Origin of the sequence: Macrococcus equi (assembly GCF_047426745.1) — a bacterium.
Taxonomy (GTDB): Bacteria; Bacillota; Bacilli; order Staphylococcales; family Staphylococcaceae; genus Macrococcoides; species Macrococcoides equi.
This window is the reverse complement of the sequence record NZ_CP179732.1, coordinates 352798-373603: the sequence shown is the minus strand read 5'-3', so window position 1 is coordinate 373603 and position 20806 is coordinate 352798. Positions and strand designations below refer to the sequence as shown.

The 20806-nt window shown below is 34.4% G+C and carries 26 protein-coding genes; 20 read left to right on the top strand and 6 right to left on the bottom strand.

Annotated elements, in window-relative coordinates:
* The first annotated feature begins 27 nt into the window (after positions 1 to 27).
* The 3 genes from rbsK to ACMGE6_RS01875 all read left to right on the top strand — a co-directional run bounded on the left by rbsK (position 28) and on the right by ACMGE6_RS01875 (position 2057).
* Complete coding sequence (gene rbsK / locus ACMGE6_RS01885) at positions 28 to 885, top strand: ribokinase (RefSeq protein WP_414054233.1); 858 nt, start codon at positions 28 to 30, stop codon at positions 883 to 885.
* Positions 886 to 1096: 211 nt separating this feature from the next.
* Positions 1097 to 1537, top strand: coding sequence for a DUF805 domain-containing protein (locus ACMGE6_RS01880; protein WP_414054819.1), 441 nt, complete (start codon positions 1097 to 1099; stop codon positions 1535 to 1537).
* A 40-nt stretch (positions 1538 to 1577) separates the two neighbouring features.
* Positions 1578 to 2057, top strand: a complete 480-nt coding sequence (locus ACMGE6_RS01875) for a DUF805 domain-containing protein (protein ID WP_414054232.1) — start codon at positions 1578 to 1580, stop codon at positions 2055 to 2057.
* Positions 2058 to 2098: 41 nt separating this feature from the next.
* Here the strand turns inward: ACMGE6_RS01875 and ACMGE6_RS01870 are convergent, their stop codons facing one another.
* Positions 2099 to 2302 carry a hypothetical protein gene (locus ACMGE6_RS01870; RefSeq protein WP_414054231.1) on the bottom strand — a complete coding sequence of 68 codons (204 nt, stop codon included), beginning with the start codon at positions 2300 to 2302 and terminating at the stop codon, positions 2099 to 2101.
* 359 nt (positions 2303 to 2661) lie between these two features.
* Positions 2662 to 2847, bottom strand: coding sequence for a hypothetical protein (locus ACMGE6_RS01865; protein WP_414054230.1), 186 nt, complete (start codon positions 2845 to 2847; stop codon positions 2662 to 2664).
* A 135-nt stretch (positions 2848 to 2982) separates the two neighbouring features.
* On the opposite strand from ACMGE6_RS01865, the gene ACMGE6_RS01860 reads away from it, so the two are divergent.
* Entirely contained in the window at positions 2983 to 4419 is a 1437-nt protein-coding gene (locus ACMGE6_RS01860; protein WP_414054229.1) for a 6-phospho-beta-glucosidase, read from the top strand.
* 104 nt (positions 4420 to 4523) lie between these two features.
* Positions 4524 to 4970 (top strand): hypothetical protein, encoded by a 447-nt coding sequence (locus ACMGE6_RS01855; protein WP_414054228.1) that lies wholly within the window; start codon positions 4524 to 4526, stop codon positions 4968 to 4970.
* Between the two features lie 16 nt (positions 4971 to 4986).
* Here ACMGE6_RS01855 and ACMGE6_RS01850 read toward each other — a convergent pair whose 3' ends face one another.
* Entirely contained in the window at positions 4987 to 5406 is a 420-nt protein-coding gene (locus ACMGE6_RS01850) for a 6-pyruvoyl trahydropterin synthase family protein (RefSeq protein WP_414054227.1), read from the bottom strand.
* 174 nt (positions 5407 to 5580) lie between these two features.
* Between ACMGE6_RS01850 and ACMGE6_RS01845 the strand changes: the two genes are divergently transcribed.
* Positions 5581 to 6963: an MFS transporter gene (locus ACMGE6_RS01845; RefSeq protein WP_414054226.1), complete on the top strand. Its 1383-nt coding sequence runs from the start codon at positions 5581 to 5583 to the stop codon at positions 6961 to 6963.
* 149 nt (positions 6964 to 7112) lie between these two features.
* On the top strand, positions 7113 to 8603 hold the full coding sequence (gene mqo, locus ACMGE6_RS01840) for a malate dehydrogenase (quinone) (protein WP_414054225.1): 1491 nt from the start codon (positions 7113 to 7115) through the stop codon (positions 8601 to 8603).
* 38 nt (positions 8604 to 8641) lie between these two features.
* On the opposite strand, the gene ACMGE6_RS01835 is transcribed toward mqo, so the two are convergent.
* A complete protein-coding gene (locus ACMGE6_RS01835) occupies positions 8642 to 9100 on the bottom strand; it encodes a GNAT family N-acetyltransferase (protein ID WP_414054224.1) in 459 nt (152 codons plus the stop codon).
* Between the two features lie 245 nt (positions 9101 to 9345).
* Here ACMGE6_RS01835 and ACMGE6_RS01830 point away from each other — a divergent pair, with 245 nt between their 5' ends.
* The gene (locus tag ACMGE6_RS01830) at positions 9346 to 10245 is read left to right on the top strand and encodes a nuclease-related domain-containing protein (protein ID WP_414054223.1); all 900 of its coding nucleotides are present in this window, start codon (positions 9346 to 9348) and stop codon (positions 10243 to 10245) included.
* Positions 10246 to 10698: 453 nt separating this feature from the next.
* Here ACMGE6_RS01830 and ACMGE6_RS01825 read toward each other — a convergent pair whose 3' ends face one another.
* A complete protein-coding gene (locus ACMGE6_RS01825) occupies positions 10699 to 12192 on the bottom strand; it encodes an aldehyde dehydrogenase family protein (RefSeq protein WP_414054818.1) in 1494 nt (497 codons plus the stop codon).
* 364 nt (positions 12193 to 12556) lie between these two features.
* On the opposite strand from ACMGE6_RS01825, the gene ACMGE6_RS01820 reads away from it, so the two are divergent.
* The 11 genes from ACMGE6_RS01820 (at position 12557) to ACMGE6_RS01770 (ending at position 19287) form a co-directional block, all read left to right on the top strand.
* Positions 12557 to 13009 (top strand): C40 family peptidase, encoded by a 453-nt coding sequence (locus ACMGE6_RS01820; protein ID WP_414044877.1) that lies wholly within the window; start codon positions 12557 to 12559, stop codon positions 13007 to 13009.
* A gap of 129 nt (positions 13010 to 13138) precedes the next feature.
* Complete coding sequence (locus ACMGE6_RS01815) at positions 13139 to 13408, top strand: hypothetical protein (protein ID WP_414054222.1); 270 nt, start codon at positions 13139 to 13141, stop codon at positions 13406 to 13408.
* Positions 13409 to 13414: 6 nt separating this feature from the next.
* Positions 13415 to 13918, top strand: coding sequence for a GNAT family N-acetyltransferase (locus ACMGE6_RS01810; RefSeq protein WP_414054221.1), 504 nt, complete (start codon positions 13415 to 13417; stop codon positions 13916 to 13918).
* A gap of 383 nt (positions 13919 to 14301) precedes the next feature.
* Positions 14302 to 14913: a C40 family peptidase gene (locus ACMGE6_RS01805; RefSeq protein ID WP_414044874.1), complete on the top strand. Its 612-nt coding sequence runs from the start codon at positions 14302 to 14304 to the stop codon at positions 14911 to 14913.
* A 147-nt stretch (positions 14914 to 15060) separates the two neighbouring features.
* On the top strand, positions 15061 to 15261 hold the full coding sequence (locus tag ACMGE6_RS01800) for a helix-turn-helix transcriptional regulator (RefSeq protein WP_414046816.1): 201 nt from the start codon (positions 15061 to 15063) through the stop codon (positions 15259 to 15261).
* Between the two features lies 1 nt (position 15262).
* Entirely contained in the window at positions 15263 to 15688 is a 426-nt protein-coding gene (locus ACMGE6_RS01795) for a hypothetical protein (RefSeq protein WP_414054220.1), read from the top strand.
* A gap of 538 nt (positions 15689 to 16226) precedes the next feature.
* Positions 16227 to 16688 (top strand): GNAT family N-acetyltransferase, encoded by a 462-nt coding sequence (locus ACMGE6_RS01790; RefSeq protein ID WP_414054219.1) that lies wholly within the window; start codon positions 16227 to 16229, stop codon positions 16686 to 16688.
* Between the two features lies 1 nt (position 16689).
* Positions 16690 to 17208, top strand: a complete 519-nt coding sequence (locus ACMGE6_RS01785; RefSeq protein WP_414044871.1) for a methylated-DNA--[protein]-cysteine S-methyltransferase — start codon at positions 16690 to 16692, stop codon at positions 17206 to 17208.
* An 11-nt stretch (positions 17209 to 17219) separates the two neighbouring features.
* The gene (locus tag ACMGE6_RS01780; RefSeq protein ID WP_414044870.1) at positions 17220 to 17561 is read left to right on the top strand and encodes a zinc ribbon domain-containing protein YjdM; all 342 of its coding nucleotides are present in this window, start codon (positions 17220 to 17222) and stop codon (positions 17559 to 17561) included.
* On the top strand, positions 17554 to 18696 hold the full coding sequence (locus ACMGE6_RS01775; RefSeq protein WP_414054218.1) for a DUF418 domain-containing protein: 1143 nt from the start codon (positions 17554 to 17556) through the stop codon (positions 18694 to 18696). The genes ACMGE6_RS01780 and ACMGE6_RS01775 overlap by 8 nt, the downstream gene beginning before the upstream one ends.
* A gap of 87 nt (positions 18697 to 18783) precedes the next feature.
* Complete coding sequence (locus ACMGE6_RS01770; RefSeq protein ID WP_414044868.1) at positions 18784 to 19287, top strand: hypothetical protein; 504 nt, start codon at positions 18784 to 18786, stop codon at positions 19285 to 19287.
* A gap of 434 nt (positions 19288 to 19721) precedes the next feature.
* Here ACMGE6_RS01770 and ACMGE6_RS01765 read toward each other — a convergent pair whose 3' ends face one another.
* Positions 19722 to 20099 (bottom strand): hypothetical protein, encoded by a 378-nt coding sequence (locus tag ACMGE6_RS01765; RefSeq protein WP_414044867.1) that lies wholly within the window; start codon positions 20097 to 20099, stop codon positions 19722 to 19724.
* Between the two features lie 199 nt (positions 20100 to 20298).
* Here ACMGE6_RS01765 and ACMGE6_RS01760 point away from each other — a divergent pair, with 199 nt between their 5' ends.
* The gene (locus tag ACMGE6_RS01760; RefSeq protein WP_414054217.1) at positions 20299 to 20796 is read left to right on the top strand and encodes an SRPBCC family protein; all 498 of its coding nucleotides are present in this window, start codon (positions 20299 to 20301) and stop codon (positions 20794 to 20796) included.
* Positions 20797 to 20806: the final 10 nt, after the last annotated feature.

Genomic DNA, 20806 nt, shown 5'->3' with positions numbered 1-20806 from the left:
ATTTGATTAAATGAATGGAGTGATTATATGAAAAATATTTATGTTATAGGTAGTATGTCTGTAGATTTAGTAGTGCAGGCTCAAAAGATGCCGAAAAAAGGAGAAACAATTCTCGGAGAACAATTCTTTACGACATGTGGCGGTAAGGGTGCGAACCAGGCTGTTGCAGCCGCACGATTAGGTGGACAGGTCAAGATGGTTGGTGCTGTAGGGAATGATGCATATGGTGAGATGATTATAAACAACTTGCAAGCAAATCATGTTGATACGAGTAAGATTAATATCACTGACAGCGCCAGTGGGACTGCGCATATTACTTTAGCTGAAAATGATAATTCAATCATTGTTGTCCCGTCTGCCAATCAATTAATCACAACTGAACAAGTTGATGCGTTATTTAAAGAAATAACAGAGCCAGGTATTATATTGATTCAAAATGAAATACCTGTGCATGTCATTCAGCACACAATACAAAACGCACCAAGTGACGCCATTATAATATACAATCCTGCTCCATTTATAGAAATAGATCAGACGTTACTCGACAGAGTAGATTACTTTACACCCAATGAAACAGAAAGCTCCTCGATGTTTGGAGCTGATTATTCAGACGCCATTCAACAATATCCAGAAAAGATGATTGTGACACTAGGCAGTCAGGGAGCAGTCTATTACGACAATGAATTAATAGAAGTCCCGACAAAGCAAGTAGAAGTGATTGATACAACTGGCGCAGGAGATACGTTTAATGGTGCGCTCGCTGTAGCACTGAGTGAAGGAAAAAATTTATCAGAAGCAATACAGTTTGCCAATCAAGCTGCATCTTTATCTGTTCAAGGCATCGGTGCACAAGGCGGCATGCCGATGAGAGAAGAGATGATTTGAAGCTTTGGAAAAATAGTAAGACATTAACCTCCACCAATTCGGTGGGGGTTTTTTAAGGTAACTTTAAGGTTCATGTCTTCTTTGGAATGGTAAAATATTTACAAAGGAGAGATTATTTATGGAAAGAGATTTGACGATGAAAGAAGCTTGTATAAGCTTTTGGAAGAATGGATTAAACTTTAGAGGACGAGCACGACGTGCGTAGTACTGGCTGCCTTTACTAGTATTTACGATGATTATATTTTTAGGAATGGCTTTGGCGATTGTGATTGATATTCTTACAGGTTTTAAGCTGAATATTACTGAGAATGTATTTATCCCAGCGTTAGATATACTTTACTGGATTCTCTTTATACCATTCTTGTCACTGGCTGTACGTAGATTGCAGGACATTAATATCAACGGTATATATGCAATTATAGTGTCAGTAGCATTTATTCCTGTACTGCTAATGTCATACTTCTATACTGAAAAAGAGCTGTATAACTTTGATACAACGTTCGGTAAAGTTTATACAATATTGTACGTTAGTTTGATAGTGATAGATTTAATACTCTTAATATTAGCGATGAAAGAAGGTACACGAGGACCTAATAAATACGGCGCTGATCGTAAATATATAGAGGACAACGAAGAATATATGCAAAGATAGAACATGATTTCTGAGATATACTAACTGAAGAGGTGAGAGTATGGATACTTATATGAACTTCTGGAAAAATATATTTAATATAAAAAGTGAAGCAGACAGGAAAGAATTTAATTTAGGATTCTGGCCGCATCTGTTAATCATACTCACAGTATTTTTAATTGGACCGATGCTTGGATTACCTGAATTAGGTTTTAATTTAAAGCAACCATTATTTGAAATGTTATTTGAACTAAATTGGCGTTTATATCATTTTATAGTTTTGATTATTTTCTTAGTACCGATGATTACTTTGATGCTTAGAAGATGTAGAGACTTAAGAATAGAAGGGGTACATGCGATACTAATAGGATTCTTTCCGGTGACGTATTTAATTTATATGTTGATATTTGCCATCGTGGGACAAGGATTGCCTGCAGATGTGTTATGGGTGGAAATCATCTATTATGTAATTTTATCGCTACCGTTAATTTATTTGATATACATGTTAGGAGTATTTTCTTTAAAACGAGGAAGACTTTAGTAATAAATAGTAAGAAACTAAAAACAACGTATAAACTAGTGTTATACGTTGTTTTTCTGATTTTTAATTTCTTCTAATAATTTAATCATCTTATCGTTTTGAATAATAATAAAGTGTGTATTTTTGCGAGTTTGATGAAGGTGATTGATAACTACCCATAATATAGCTATAGGAATTGCTAATAATAAAAGGTTAAATATAATACCTAGCGGGCTTATCATAAAACATAAAGTAGTAGGAAACATTATTTTTGTTTCTCCCTGTTAACGATTTGTTCAAGAAGTTTGATGATCTGTTCATTCTGATGGATCAGATATTTTGTGTTTTGTCGTGTGTTATATAGATATGAGACGATAAGCACGATGATAATGATGGGAACAATATATAGAAGTACAGTAAAAGCGCTTATTAAAACAACCCAAAGTGCTTCCATCACTATTTATACTCCTGTTCCTGTTTTGACTTTAAAAGATGAATAATTTCTTCGTTTTGTTCAATAAGACGCGTCGTATTTCTGTGGTTTTTTATCATGACATTTGTCATTATGATAATACATATAATAGGTACGAGTAAAAGGATGAGACTGATTAGTCCGCTTATAGTACTAAACATCATATTTATTCACTCCAGTGTGTTGATTTTGTTTCAACAGCTTAATAATTTCCTCATTTTGCGCAATAATCTTCTCTGAGTTTACTTTCGTCTTATAGCCGTCCAACAGTATAAGAAATATGATGAACATAGGAATAAGACTTGTAATAATGACACCAAAAGAACCTAATATATCCACGTAAACACTTCTTTCTTCATTTTTATTCCATTATAGCATAATTTGTATATTATTCCGATATATAAGAGTGTCATTTTTGTGTGTAGCTAATGATAAGTTTATAATTGATTTATCATTAGGTTACGGGAGGTTATTATGTCAAAATTAAGCGATGATTTCTTATGGGGTGGCGCACTTGCTGCGCATCAGTTCGAAGGTGGCTGGAACAAGGGTGGTAAAGGACCATCTGTAGTGGATGTATTGACTGCGGGTGCTCATGGTACACCAAGAAGAATTACTGAGAAGGTTGAACCACATGAATTTTATCCGAATCACGAAGCAATTGATTTTTATACGCATTATAAAGAAGATATAGCTTTATTTGCTGAAATGGGTTTAAAGGTGCTTCGTACGTCGATAGCATGGACACGTATTTTTCCAAATGGTGATGAGGCTGAGCCGAACGAAGCAGGATTACAGTTCTATGATGATGTGTTTGATGAGTTATTAAAGCATGATATTAAGCCGGTTATCACGTTAAGCCATTTTGAGATGCCGTTACATTTAGCGCGTGAGTATGGTGGTTTCAGAAGCAGAAAGGTAGTTGATTGTTTCGTACGTTTTGCACAAGTAGTGTTTGAGCGATACAAGGATAAGGTTGAATACTGGATGACATTCAATGAAATCAATAATCAGATGGATGTTGGTAACCCGCTATTTTTATGGACGAATGCTGGTATAGAAGTAAAGCCTGATGAAGATGCGCGTGCTGTTATGTATATTTCTGCACATCATCAATTACTGGCAAGTGCTTTAGCAGTGCAAGCTGGTCATAAGATTAATCCTGAGTTTAAAATAGGTGCGATGGTATCTCACGTTCCGGTATATCCATATTCTTGTGATCCAAAAGATATAATGGCAGCGGAAATTGCGAATCGCGAACGCTTCTTCTTCCCGGATGTACAAGTTCGAGGTAAATATCCTGCGTATGCACTAAAGGAGCTAGAACGTATTGGTGTTACTCTACCGATTGAACCTGGGGATGAAGAGATTTTAATGAATGGAACAGTGGACTATCTGGCATTTAGTTACTATATGTCGACTGCAGTAAAGCATGATGCAGTATCTAATCCGACAAGTATATTAAACGGGGGATTAAAGGGAGGAATTGATAATCCATACCTTCAATCATCTGACTGGGGCTGGACGATTGATCCAATCGGTCTGCGTTATGTGTTAAATACGTTATACAATAGATATCAATTGCCATTATTCATCGTTGAAAATGGATTTGGTGCGATTGATAAAGTTGAATCAGACGGTACGATTAATGATGATACAAGAATAGAGTATTTTAAATCACATATCGAAGCGGTAAAAGAAGCGGTGTTAGAAGATGGAGTAGACTTATTAGGCTATACACCATGGGGAATAATTGATGTTGTTTCGTTTACGACAGGTGAAATGAAGAAACGTTACGGTATGATTTATGTAGATCGTGATAATGAAGGTAATGGAACGATGCAACGCAGTAAAAAGAAATCATTTGAATGGTATAAACGTGTTATTGCTACGAATGGTGAAGAATTGTAGAGAGAGGAAAGAGATGTTCAAGAAGCATCTCTTTTTTTGTTTTACTTTTTTAGTTGGATGTATAATATTGTTAATAAGATGTTGAAATTAAAGAGGTGATTATAATGCTTGCTGTATACAAGAGATACTGGAGACTATGGTTTAACAACGAAGAAAAAGACACCAGACTTCAATTTTGGCTACCTTTTGTTATCAATTCATTTTTGATTGGATTATTATTCTACTCCCTTATCTGGATTGAAAAACTGGACAACAATATTTTATTTCTGCCATTATTCTTGTTGCTATTGTTACTAATAGGCTATCCTATTATGTCATCTGCAATACGACGCATCAATGATGTTGGCAAAGATAATAAATATTATAAAGCTGCTAGCAGATTTTATATGATAGCATTCGGATTAATAGTTTTAGCAAATGTATTAAAATATTTTTTTAATATTGTACTAATTTTTGATACACAGTATTTAATCGAGATATTTTTTGCAATCATCATAGTTTTATTTTTTATATATGCGCTGTTGCCTTCAAATTATTTCACAAAAAAATAAGCCTCTAGGGCTTTTTTTATTTGACCATTGTTTGATTTAACGTCACGCTGTGATTATTTGTTTCATATAATGTAAGCGAGTGAATGGGTGCTGTGATGTTGTGCTCAAACTGCTGCCAGATATAGTATGCGATATTTTCAACGGTTGTATTCATTTCAGGCAGTGCTTCATTTAATACGGATGCATTTAATTGTGGCGCAATTTTATCGTTATATATTTGTTCGATTTTGTAGAAATCAATGCCGAGTCCGAACTGATCCACAGGGCTCATGATACTGATTTCAAAGTGATAGGTGTGATGAAAGAGGTCTTTATGTTTTCCGTTAGGGAAGAATATACGATTATTTGTCGTGAATTTAAACTTGAGATTTATAAGTATATCACGCTGATAAAAACTCGTTTGCTGTGGCATTGTAATATGATCGAGGTGTGTCATAAGATTTCCTTTCTGAATTGAGACAAAATTTTGAACATACAAAGTATAAATTGAAATATGAGATTATAAAAGTATTTTTACATATTTTTTTAATAAAATAATATCTTCTGTTATGCTAGAATGTAAAAATGGGTATAGACTATTTGAAAGAATGAAAAAAGGAGTCCTGGGTATATGGAGACACCGTATAAGGGTGGTAATAAGTTAGTTTTTGGTATTGTGCTTGGTATTTTAACGTATTGGTTATTTGCACAGTCATTAGTTATTGTTGTTCTTGATTTGAAAAAGCATTTTGACACGAGTTTAGACATGATTAACATTGCTGTGAGTACAACGGCATTGTTTTCAGGGATGTTAGTGGTTGGCGCAGGTGGTCTTGCGGACAAAATTGGTCGTGTAAAGGTCACACAATTTGGTTTAGTGTTAAGTATCATTGGTTCTTTACTAATGATTTTGACACATAATCCGATTCTTTTAATCATCGGACGTGCAATTCAAGGTATTTCAGCAGCGTGCTTAATGCCTGCAACGTTATCGATTATTAAAGCGTATTATGATGATGAAGATCGTCAACGTGCATTAAGTTACTGGTCATTTGGTTCTTGGGGTGGCTCAGGTTTATGTTCTATTTTTGGTGGTTTAGTTGCGAAACAGTTTGGTTGGCATTGGATTTTTATCATTTCAATTATTGTGGCAATTATTGCGATGATCATGATTCATGGTACACCTGAAACTAAATCTGATGAACCGAACGATATGAAGTTTGATGTTTTTGGATTGGTTACTTTAATCGTAGTGTTATTAAGTTTAAATATCGCTATAACTCAAGGTGGTTCTTTAGGTGTGAAGTCACCGATTTTCTTAGGCCTTGTCACACTAAGTATCGTGAGTTTCATTGCATTTATCATGATTGAAAAGCGTCAGGAGAATCCACTGATTGATATCGAGTTATTTCATAATAAGCCGTATTTAGGTGCTGTTATTTCAAACTACCTTTTAAATGCGGTTGCAGGTACTTTAATTGTTGCAAATACGTATATTCAGGAAAGTTTAGGATTCTCGCAAAGTAAGACGGGAATGTTATCGATTCTGTACGTAATCACGGTATTATCTATGATTATTATTGGTGAGAAGTTATTACAGAAGATGGGTGCGAAAAAACCGATGTTATTAGGTTCACTCATTGTATTAGTGGGTATCGTAATGATCTCATTAACTTTCTTACCTGAAAATATTTATGTCATCAGTTGCGTGATTGGTTTTGGTTTATTTGGCCTAGGTTTAGGTCTGTATGCCACACCGTCAACAGATACTGCAATTGCTACTTCACCAGAAGAAAAAGTAGGTGTTGCATCAGGTATCTACAAAATGGCATCTGCTTTAGGTGGTGCGTTTGGTGTTGCAATTAGTTTAGCAATCTATCACTTCTTCCAGGAACCGCTTGGTTTAACGAAAAGTGCGATGATTGCGTTACTCGCAAATGCAGCTATGGCAGCAATTTCATTTTTAGCAATAATGGTTACCGTACCGAAAGATGATCCGAGACGCGGTAAATAATGAAGAGCCCTTCGGGGCTCTTTTTTATTTTATAGTTAATTATATTGAATACGGTTACATTATTTTCGGATTTTCATTATATTAGTATTACAAATGATAAAAAAAGGTCTATAATGGAAATATAATTTAGATTTTCTGGGGGATATAAAATGAAAAAAGTATTTAAACAGACTGACGTAATAATGATCGGTGGCGGGATTATGAGTGCGACTTTAGGTGTGTTACTTAAAGAGCTTGATCCTTCGATTAATATTAAAGTATTTGAAAAATTAGCTGAACCAGGTTTAGAAAGTTCAAACGTATGGAACAATGCCGGTACTGGTCACTCAGCGCTGTGTGAATTGAACTATACGAGTGAAGATAAAGACAAAAAAATGGATATTACTAAAGCTGTAAATGTTAATGAACAATTTCAGTTATCTAAACAGTTATGGGCATATCTTGTAAACACAGGTAAGTTAAAGCGTCCACAAGACTTTATCATGCCAGTACCACATTTAAGTTTTGTAGAAGGCGAAGATAATATTCGTTTCTTAAAGAATCGTTTAGATGCATTTAAAGATAATCCATTATTCCAGGGTATGGAATTTACTGAAGATCATGATAAGATGCGCGAATGGGTACCTTTAATGATGGAAGGTCGTAATCCTGAAGAGCGTATTGCGATTACACGTATGGCAGCAGGATCGGATATCAACTTCGGTCAGTTGACGCGTGACTTATTTGATATTATGAAGTCATATGATGGTGCGGTAATCCATTACAATCATACAGTTAAAGACATTAAACGTGCTGAAGATGGTAGCTGGAATGTGAAAGTGTATGATCAAAACAGCAAACAAACTGAAGTGCATAATACGAAGTTTGTCTTCATTGGAGCAGGCGGATACTCATTACCGTTATTACAAAAAACAGGTATTCCTGAAGCACGTGGTGTTGGTGGATTCCCGGTAAGTGGTTTATTCTTAGTATGTAAAAATAAAGAAGTAGTGGACCAACATCTTGCAAAAGTATATGGCAAAGCAAAAGTTGGAGCACCACCAATGTCAGTACCACATTTAGATACACGCTATATCAACGGAGAACGCGGTTTATTATTTGGACCATTCGCAGGATTCAGCCCTAAATTCTTAAAAACAGGTAAATACACAGATTTACTTGCAACGGTTAAACCAGGTAACGTGACAAACATGTTAGCTGCTGGTGGTAAGGAGATGAAATTAACACAATACTTAATTTCACAAGTGATGTTATCTCACGAACAACGTATGGAAGAATTACGTGAATTCGTTCCGAATGCAGATTCTAAAGACTGGGAAATTGTAGTTGCAGGTCAACGTGTTCAAGTAATTAAAGAGACGGACAAAGGCGGCAAAGGTACGTTGCAATTTGGTACGGAAGTAATTACAGCAGAAGATGGAAGTGTAGCGGCATTACTTGGTGCTTCACCAGGTGCATCAACAGCAGTACATGTAATGCTTGATGTTATTAATAAATGTTTTGCTGATAGAATGAATGAATGGCAACCACAAATTAAGAAGATGATACCTTCTTATGGCGTTAAGTTAGCTGAAAATAAAGCATTATTTGAAGAAATTAACGTGAATACATCTAAAGCATTAGGATTAAAAGAAAAATAATCAGTAATAAAAAGCAATGCCGAAAGTGGCATTGCTTTTTATTTGATTTTCTTTTGCATTTTTAGAAATTCATGTAATACACCATGTGCTGCCATGAGTTCATAGTCTAATGGTTCAAAACCACAGCGTTCATAGACAGTGATTGCACGTTCGTTGAATGTTGCAACTGCGAGTTCTATGTGTGTTGTTTGCGGATATTTATCCTGAATAAAGTTGATTGCAGCATTTACGAATGCTTCACCATAGCCCTTACCAGTGTATTCTGGCTTTAATCCTAGGCCGAGTGTACAGGTATTTTTGTTTGAATGCAGTTCTATAAGACCGATAAGCTGATGATCAAAAACACTATAAAAATGGTTTGAACGAATGTCGTCGTTTAGTATTTCTGGGGGATGTTCTTGTGAATTAACGATGTTATAGAAATCATATGGTGGTGGATATTGCCAGGTAATTATTTCAGCTGCATCATGCTTAGTCATGGGTTGTATAGTAAACATATCATCACTCCTTGAACATAAAATATCATATTTGCTCACAGATGTGTTTAATTGATTAAAAACGTGTCAACATTAAAAAATTTATAAAAGTACCGTATTTAAGAAACTGCAACGCTTTTGTTGCAGTTTCTTTTATTTTTTGTGCGATTCATTAATTTTTGTCGTGTAAATAATGAAGAATTTAAATTGATGCAATTTGCACACAATTTTTTATCTTCCTATTATATGTAGGAAGGAGGATTTTTATGATATTGAAAACTTTTGAACCGACGGATTATCAAAAATATTTATTAGATGCAGAAGACAGAGTTACTTTAGATGATTTGGATATGATGAATTTAAAAAGACTTCATCAAGGTTATAGTGGTGAATTAGTTTTTTATGAAATGATAAAAGATTTTGAAGGATGTATCGTATTATGGGACATCAGTCTGGAAACACCAGGGCGAGCACAGTTTGATTTTATTGTGATAACAGATGAACGCATTTATCATTTTGATGTGAAAAATTTTAGTGGCAAATATACGTATAAAGATGGCAACTTTATTAGCGAAAAACAGTATGTGAGTAGCGATGTGCTATCACGTCTGAATCGAGGACATCAAGTGATGCAACAGTTTTTAGCACAAGTCAATGTGGATTTTCCTTTTCATAGCAGAGTTGTATTTATTAATGAAACATTTCAATTGAAAGGTTTTGAAGCGAGTGATTCAGTTATATTTGCTGATGATCTGTATAAAATATGTGACTATTTAGGTAGCAAGAAAGTTATAACACAGGAAATGATAGATTTAGCGCAGGATATAATATATCATCATAAACCGAAGAATTACTTTGAACGGATTCATTACTATTCTATAGAAGAAATGCAGAAAGGAGTGAGATGTCCTAAGTGTAGACGAATTGGTATGCAACAAAGGAAAAGAATGAGATATATGCTGTGCCCATGTGGTTACAAAGAAAGTAATATGGATATCGTTCATCGAACCTATGATATGTTGGAAAATTTTGGTGCTGAAAAAATAACGGCAACGATGATAGCTGACTGGACTGGATTAGAGGTAAGGTGTGTCCAAAAGATGATGTTTAAACATTATCAACGGGTAGGTAAGGCGAAAGGGACATATTATATAAAGAAGAAATGATGAATTGTTTAATGTTGGTTCGCATAAATCGAGTAAATACGAACTAACTATGACTGACGATGATGATTTATCATGAAAAGTGGAGAAATTAGTTGTGTTAGTTCGCATAAATTGAATAAATACGAACTAACCATGACTGACGATAATGTTTTATCATGAAGAGTGGAGAAATTAGTTGTATAGTTCGCATAAATTGAATAAATACGAACTTACTATGCCAATCGATGATGATAAACAATTAATGATGGAGAAAATGATGGAGTTAGTTCGCATAAATTGAATAAATACGAACTAACTCTGTCATACAACATAGATTCACCCCAAAGAAAAGCGAAAAGACAGAAGTTAGTTCGCAAAAAAACTATTTATACGAACCAACCATCACCCCAAAAACCAACTATCACTCCAAAACAAAAAACTCCCCTTACATCTGTAAGGGGAGCGAATACATTCTTATTTATAGATACCTTTAGCAGTATCAGAGTAATCGATATATAAGTTTTTAACTTGTTGGTAGTGGCGTAATGTTTCTTTATAAGTTTCACGACCGATACCAGATTTTTTGTAACCACCAAATGGAGAACCTGCTTGAATCTGATTATACGTGTTAATCCAAATGCGTCCTGTATCCATTTTATTAGCTACTTGTAATGCTCGGTTAATATTAGCAGTGAAGATACCACCTGCTAAACCATAGATTGAATCGTTTGCTTTTTCTATAACTTCTTCTTGAGTTTTAAATTTAGAAACAACGACAACTGGGCCGAAGATTTCTTCTTGTACAAGACGAGATTTGTTGTCATCAAACTCAATGATTGTTGGTGGGAAGAAGAATCCCTTATCACGCTCGTTATCCATTAAGCGCTCACCACCAGTAACGATGTTTAAGCCTTCTTCTTTAGCGATTTTGATATACTCCTCAATCTTGTCGATTTGAGCTTGTCCTGTTTGAGAACCATAATGATTATTTTCATCTAATGGGTCACCAACATTCACTTTTTCAAATGCATCTTTAAGCTTACTTAAGAATTCATCATAGATGCCTTCCTGAACATAAAGGCGTGAACCTGCTGAACATACTTCACCTTGGTTGAATAAGATACCTAGTTGTGTACCTTCAATCGCTTGTTCAATATTAGCGTCATCAAAGATGATATTGGCTGATTTTCCACCTAATTCTAAAGTAGCTGGGACTAGACGTTCAGCAGCTGCTTTCGCTACACCATAACCTACTTCAGTTGAACCTGTAAATGAAACTTTTGCAACATCTTCATGATTAAAGATGGCGTCTCCTGATTCAGAACCTTTACCTGTTAATACATTTAACACACCTTTAGGTAAGACATCTTTAATCAATTCTGCTAAATGCAATAATGATAAAGGTGTTGATGATGATGGTTGAATGACTACAGCATTACCTGCAGCTAATGCAGGTGCTAATTTCCATGAAGCAAGTAACATCGGGAAGTTCCATGCAACAACTGCACCGACAACACCAATTGGTTCATGACGAATAATACTTAAAGTATTCTCCGCTAAATCTTTACTTGTTCCTTCATCTGCAGTAATAACTCCTGCAAAATATCTGAAGTGATCTGCTGCCATTGGAATATCGATATTTGCTGATTCACGAATCGCTTTACCAGAGTTCATCGATTCAATCTTTGCAAGATCATCTTTATTTTCTTCAATAATATCAGCGATTTTATTTAAAATTGCTGCACGTTCTGTACTTGTTGAATATCTCCATGTTTTAAATGCTTCGCCAGCTACTTTCACCGCTTTATCTACATCATTCGTAGTTGCTTTAGCGATCTTAGATAAAACTTCACCTGTAGCAGGATTCTTTACATCTAATGTTTCTTGTTTTTCTGCATCAACAAAATTTCCATCAATAAATAAACCGTACTGTTCTTTAATTAAAGTCATAATATGTACTCCTCCTATAAACGATTGTATTTATTATCTAACTCTTTCTATTATAAACGACATCAATCATCCATTGCAAAGCATCAACTCATGTATTTTTAAATATAAAAATATCGTTGATTAATATTACAGTTTGTAATATTAACACCAGGATTATTATATATGAATTATCTGATAATTTAAATGAGCCCTTGATAATAAAGGGTTTAATAAATGTTACAAAACAATACGAACGTTTGTAACAATGTGTCACTAAACGTAGCAGTTATGTAACAAGTCTATTACAATGCCCATTTGCTAAATTTCTGGTGGTATGATGGTTTCAAGAAGTCGAACGAGACATTAAAACTTATAAAAGCAATTTATGGAGGAAACATATACAATGAAAAAATTATTATTAGCAGCAGTTACTTCAGCAGTAGTATTCACATCGGTACCAACGCATGACGCAGACGCAGCAACTAAAAAAACAACTTATAAACAAAAGAAATATAATTCATACAGTGTAGCTTCAGTAGCGCGTTCTATCGCAGCTAACCGTGTTTACGTATATGGAGCAAACAATCGTTATGCAGTAGATTGTTCAGCATTTGCTCAACAAGTAATGCGCGCAATGGGTAAATCAATTCCACGTACTACTTATGCTCAAATGGCAGCAGGTAAACGTGTTTACAATCCAAGACCTGGAGATTTAGTATACTTCAACGGTGGAAGCCACGTTGGTGTTTATATTGGTAACGGACGTATGGTTGATGCACTTAACCCTAGAGCAGGTGTTGGTGAGCGTTCAATCAGAAACTTCTACGGATCAGTAACTGGTTACTATAGATTCTAATTAATAAGTATACGAATACATCACTTAGGTGGTGTATTTTTTTTATATATTTATAATTTTTACTATATAATAGAAGGAAATAAGAAATATACATATACTTTAGAAAGAATTTAAGTGTGAAGAGGAGAAATGATGGTATTAAATTATTTAATGTATCTATTAATGATGGGTATGGGACTATACCTTATTTATTTAAGTAAGAATATAAAAAATACAAAAGTAGCAACTAAGTACGCCAAGACAAATTATGAATTGCTATATCGATACATGGGATATACATTTTTAGTTTTCGCGTTGATTTCATTTGTCGTAAGACATACAATACCCAACCTGGAAGTGGTGTTACCGTTTGTCATGATTTTAATATTATTTCTACTGAATAAGAAGTATAGGAAGTAATCAGATATGATTATTAGACAAGCGACATTTGAAGATTTAACAGCAATAATGTATACGACGCAACAGGCCTTTAAAGATGAACCGATGAGTGATAATAAAGAACATGATCTTGTTGCACAAATTATGCAATCATCGAGCTATATACCAGAACTATCTAAGGTTGCAGAAATTGATGAAGTCATTGTAGGTCATATTATGTACTCAAAAGTTAAAATTAATCATTATGATGCATTGGCAATGGCACCATTATCTGTTCATCCAGAATACCAAAATCAAGGTATCGGCACAGCATTAATGCATAATACACTAGCTGAGATACCGATCGCAACACCTATCGTTATTTTAGGACACCCGAGTTACTATACAAAATTTGGATTCATTCCGGCTTCAATATATGACATTAAGCCACCCTTTAGTGTGCCTGATGATGTGTATATGGTAAGACAATCTGAAGATGTAGAAAAACTTAAGATATCTGGTACTGTAAAATATCCAGAAGCATTTTTGTGATAATGCCCTTTAAAACTGTATAAAACCTTATTACTCATATAGTGAAATACCACACTGTAAACCTTATGTTACAGTGTGGTATTTTGCGTTTATATTTCGTAATATTCTTGGATAAAGTTGACATTTTTTATATTTGAATAACTTTGAGCAATACCATCATCACGCGATTTTCGACAAAATTACGTATATTACAGACATAGAAAAAATATATCACTTACATAACAAAACATTTACATGTAACTTTTTTAGGTTTATCCATGATATAGTTGGACATGTGATTAAAACGGCTTGAAAAAATGTACAAGTTCGACAAACAAGAATCACACCTTAAAATAATAAATACTATACTAATATATAAACAATTCTTTGGAGGAATAAACATTATGAAAAAATCATTATTAACATTAACGACAGCAGCGACGGTAGCAACTTTAGTACCAACAAACTCAGCGGACGCAGCAGCACAACTTAGAACAGACGTACAACCGACTACATATTCTGCACAATCTCAAAATACTTACCAAGCACCAGTAGTTAATGTATCAAACTACTCAGTGAATAATATCAACGTTTCAAACGTAGCAAACGAAACAACTTCTGCTAATGCAACTAACGAAGCACCAGCAGTTCAAAAAGCGCCAACATCAGTAGCAGTTAATAACGATGTAGCTTCAGTAGCGTTATCAATCGCAGCTGGAAAATCATATGTATTTGGAGCAAACTCTTCATCAGCAGTAGATTGTTCTTCATTTGCACAACAAGTATTAGCAGCAATGGGTAAATCAATCCCACGTACAACTTATGCACAAGCAGCTGCAGGTACACCTGTATCTAATCCACAACCAGGAGACTTAGTATTCTTCAACAACTATAGCCACGTTGGTGTTTATATCGGTGGAGGACAAATGGTAGACGCATTAAACCCATCAGCAGGTGTTGGACAACGTGCAGTATCATACATCTCAGGACACGTTGACGGTTACTACAGATTCTAATTAAAAATTATAACTTTAAATTCCTTTCATCAAATACGGTGAAAGGAATTTTTTTTGTAAAAAATAGGTGTAAAGATATCTTTACATCATATCCAGAATATAGTATATTATGTGTAAAGATATCTTTACACTAAGAAGGTGATCACCATCGTTACAAATTTTATTAAAGAACATCGTACCGCACGTAATATTTCTCAAGTGCAAATGGCCAAAGATCTTGAGATTACCAGACAGACGATTAACGCAATTGAAAACCACAAATATAACCCAAGTTTAGAACTAGCGCTGAAACTCATGCAGTATTTTGAAGTACCCATTGAAGAGCTATTTAGACTGGAGGAGGATTAATATGAAAAAAGGGATAACGTATAGAAAACTAATACATTATTATTTAATATTCATTGTATTCTCTGTACTGACGAAAATATTCATTAACTATTTCCAAGATCCTGAAAATATATTTATAATCGGTGACTATTTACCAACATTCATTGGTGGAACTATTGGATTTTTTATTGTATTTTTTATCAATTATCAAAATAATCCAGGAGACATCGATACAAAGATAACAGATGAGCGTGACGAAGAATTAGGGAAAGAGTATAATTCAAAAATGTTACCCATATTTCTTTTCTATATTCCAACGGCATTTATTTTGTATGCTATCGCAATGAAAATAGAAACATTTTCAGTTATGTCGTTTTCAATAGTTCTATATCTAATGTTTGTCGTTTATGGAATAGGATTTCTATTATATAAAAATGCAAAGTCTTAATTTTGGAGCTGAAAAAGATGTACGTCAAAAAAGCTACTAAGAAAACATATATAAAGAATTGATTATTATCTTTACATTACTAATGGTTATAGAGATATAAGACCATATTATTTTTAATGAACCTATTCATTATGATTTCTTAATCTTTTACTTTGGTGGAGTATGTCTAGGTACTTGGATAAAATACAATAATAATAAGGATAAGATGAATGATCAGGGAGAATTAGTCGTTGAAGATGAATTTACAATAAAATTAAAATATGAATTCGATCACAAATTTTTAATTTTTATCACTACAATACTAATATTAGGATATTATATTTTGAAATGGTGTAGGATTGAAGTGGTAAATATTCATGTATATGCATGGATTTTACCGATAATGATTATAATATATTATATATATCGTTACGTTTTTATAAGTGAACGTACTGAATACCCCCATCTATAGCCTCTGCTATAGATTTTTTTCACTTTATCTTTATTAATTTCCTTCTATATAATACAATCAAGTAAATAGTTGAAGGGGTTGAGGGGTATGTGGCAATTTAAAATGTTTGAAGAACTTAAACCGACAGATATTTTCAAAATATATAAACTACGAGTAGATACATTTATCGTAGAGCAGAAGTGTTACTACGAAGAGATTGATGATAAGGACTTATCATGCGTTCATATGTTTAAAGAAGTAGATGGAAACATCGCAGCATATGCACGTATAATTCCTGAAGCGGATACAGTTCACATTGGTCGTGTAATTGTGCATCCGGATTTTCGTGGACAAGGGTTGGCTAAGGAATTGATTAATCAAGCATTAGAGTATATCAATACACATCATCATTTCCTAAATACGCATCTACAAGGCCAGGCGCACTTAGAGCATTTTTATAATAGCTTCGGTTTTCAGACAAAGTCGGATGTCTATTTTGTAGATATGATTCCACACGTCGATATGGAGCGTCCTGCTTTCGGTACAAATTCACCTTTAAAAGGAGAGTAACATGAATATTTATATTAGTCAGTTTGAGCATGATGATCGCGCATTCGTCATTGCTTCAAATGATAAAGGTGTCATCTATTTCGGTAATGATGAGACGACTGAGTATGTTGATCATCATATCAGACGTTTCATTCAGGATGCTGAGCGTGTTACAGGGTATCCTGCTGATAATAAGAATGATGATTATATCAATGATATTAAACGCTATTTTAAGGGGCAGTTAACAACTTTTGATTGGCCACTGGAGCTATATGGTACAGATTTTCAGAAATCAATTTGGGAAGCGTTGCTTAAGATTCCGTTCGGTGAGTCAAGGAGCTATAGTGATATTAGTGAAATGATCAATAATCCTAAAGCGATTCGTGCTGTAGGTGGTGCGATTGGTGCAAATCCTGTTATGATTGTAGTGCCATGTCACAGAGTTATCGGAAAAAGTGGCAAACTTACGGGGTTCCGTGGGGGATTAGATATGAAAATAGAATTACTTGTTATTGAAGGTATACCGTACGTAAAAGAATAGGAGGAAACAAAATGACTTTACCAAATTGTCCGGAATGTAATTCTGAATATACTTATGAGGATGGATTGAACTATGTGTGTCCGATGTGTGGGCATGAATGGCCGATACATGCAGAGGAAGAAGAAGTTGAAGTGATTAAGGATAGTGTTGGAAATATCTTAAATGACGGAGATAGTGTCACGATTATTAAAGACTTGAAAGTGAAAGGAACTTCTTCTGTGATCAAGAAAGGTACGAAAGTAAAAAGTATTCGTATTATCGAACCGGAAAATGGTCATGATATTGATGGCAAGGTTGATGGCTTTGGTCAGCTTAATCTGAAGAGCGAAGTGGTTAAAAAATTAAATGACTAAGCGAATTGACAGTATTGATGTACTGCGTGGCATCAGTATCATTGGTATCCTGTTTATGAATATTGTTGGATTTCATATGAATGAAGTTTACACGGACCCATTGATTTATTTTGAATCACCACTGGATCAATTGCTTTATAAATTGAATATCCTGTTTATTCATAATTCGTTTTATCCGATATTTGCGTTTTTGTTTGGTTTTGGCCTGGCTATAATGGCTGGAAATATTACAAAGCGTGGCGACAATTTTATTCCGATATTATATAGAAGAGTTGGCGCATTACTCATCTTCGGTTTATTGCATGGGTTCTTCTTATTTTATGGTGATATATTAAATGTCTATGCAGTACTTGGAAGTATTGCGATTATCTATTTACTGCTACCTAACATTTTCTCATTAATTACAGCAGCAATATTAGCCGTACTATATATGTTTAAGATATTACCTGCGATGCTTGCAGTAATGATGCAGCCCGGTTTTTTCAGTAAAGATATGTTCGGCTTTGAGTCCTCTCAGAATGAATGGCTTGAAGTCATGAGTAGCGGAAAATTATCAAAAGTGATACATTACAATCAATCTTTTTTCTATGAAGGATTTGCAGCGATTAACCCGGATACGACAATAAGCTATTGTCTGTCAATATTGCCATTTATCTTAATAGGGATGTATGTCTATCGCGCTAACTTACTAAGTGCTATTATTACGCATAAAACAACGATGCTTGTCCTTTCATTTGGCTTTGCTCTGCTAGGTTTAACATTAAAATATTTAGTGATCGCATATAATATCAGTGCACTGTCTTATGATGGTTTCATTTATTACGGTGGGGTATTGTTATCTATCAGCTATATTATCTGGGTGACGTTATTATGTGAACATACTTCCGTGAAAAAACTCTTTATACCGTTTCAAAAGATGGGTAAGATGAGTTTTACACTATACATCATGCAAAGTGTTTTCATGTTCATCATTTTTTATGTTTTCAGATTGTACGGTACACTTTCGATGATGCAGGTGTATTTAGTGGCAACAGCCATCGTCATTTTTCAAATGATATTTACGACATTGTATTTTAAGAAGTTTAGATTAGGACCACTAGAATGGCTATGGAGAAAAATTACTTACCTTAAATAATTAATGGTTTATACATGTTTTAAATAGGAATTTATCCGTTTCTATGTTACAATAGCATGGCTATTGAATCATGAGGGGGTGCAGATGATGCGCACGGAATTACAGGAAAAAATAGAATATTACGTGCTAAGTGGAGACTTTGAGTCTGCTCAATCATTAATGCAATCCACTGACTTCATGATGTTTGAAGAAGCGTTTATCAGTGCATGTCATGATAGTGAATCTGTGATGTACTATACATTTATTTTAGAATGTATGAAGGAGAACGAAACAGTAGAATTGCATGACTTAGCATTTTTACTGCTTGTCTATCCGTTAAGTGAAGTAAACGGTGCTTTTAATAGTGCATATTATCATGCATTACGTTCTGTTGAGATGACAGATAGCAATGAAATTAAAAGTTTATTACAACTATTATTCTTATATGCTGTACCTGAACCAGTGCTTACGGATAAGGAAGCATTCGATACAGCAAAACAAATATTGAAGATAGATCCGAAAAATCAAGTTGCCAGAAACATGTTGAAACAGGCAGCGAAGAAGTTAGATCAAGTCGTAGTAGACTTCAATCAAATATCTAAAAAAGCGTAATGGACGAATGACCATTACGCTTTAATTGTGTTTACGAGGCTAAACATTTCACTTTACGCCTATTTTATTTACGGCGACACTTTAGCAACCACAACTCAAACTTCAACAAACAGGCATAAATCAAAGAACGATTTATTGCGGTTTGTCTCCAGTTTTCATGAGGTTGAGCGCTAAAGTTTACGCCTATTTTATTTACGGCGACACTTTAGCAACCACAACTCAAACTTCAACAAACAGGCATAAATCAAAGAACGATTTATTGCGGTTTGTCTCCAGTTTTCATGAGGTTGAGCGCTAAAGTTTACGCCTATTTATTTACGGCGACAGTGAAACAGCCTCTTCGGCAAAAACAAACCCATTCATAAAATCAAAGAGCGATTTTTTGAATGGGTTCTAATTTTGCTCGAGGCTAAACATTTCACTTTACGCCTATTTTATTGTTCTAGCCATAATTCAATCGGTACGATGATTGGGAATTGTCCACGGTCTTCAGATAGTTTTGTGATAATCGCTGATGCTTTAGCAAATAACGGTATCGCAAACATGCCTTCTTCTTTCTTAATTTCTGAAATAACATCTACTTCAGATCCGTCTTCACTTTGAATAAGGATAGCTGCTTCAATAACACCGTCAACTTGTGTACCAAAGTGTCCGAACATAAATGTCAGTTTAAATTCATATAGGTTTGGATCTTGTTCACTTTGTTCGTAGTCTAATCGATGCATTGTTGTCGGCTCAACTGACATATCTTCAAAGTCTCTGACATGTACTTCTTTCAAAAACGTATGTACGACCTGTTTATTTAATTCCACAATAATCGCTCCTTTAGTTGTATTACTCTCATTATAATATTAATTGAATATTTCCTAAAGTAAATGATTGTATATTTATTATTGAGAATGTAAAATTTAGTATGTATAATGTAATTTTATACTCTGGTTGATAATTTGATATTGATGAAATTAATTATATGGTGTACGATGTATAGACAACTAATAGGAGATGAGACAGATGACGAACGAAACTTTAGTAATTGAGCGTGAATTTAACTGTAGTGCAGAAACGTTATTTGATATGTGGACAAAACCTGAGCATTTAGAAAAATGGTGGGCGCCGGCTGGTTTTACGACTGAAATCTTAAATTATGACTTAACGCCGGGCGGAGTATTCCACTATAAACAAACGGATACAAACGGTAATGAGAATATCGGTTTGTTTAAATATATCACAATTGATAAACCGAATCGTCTCGAGTTTTCAAGTGGTTTTGCTAACACAGCTGGTGAACTTGTGAAACCTGGATTCCATCCTGATTTTCCTAAAGAACTGCACAACTTAGTTTTGATTGAAGCAGTAGATGACACACATGCACGTCTGCATACAGAAGGTAAACCTCTGAATGGTAGTGAAGCTGAAGTGAATTTCTTTAAAATGATGCATGACAACATGAAACAAGGGTTTGAAGGAACATATAATCATCTCGATGAATATTTACAATCATTAAAATAGATTATTAAAA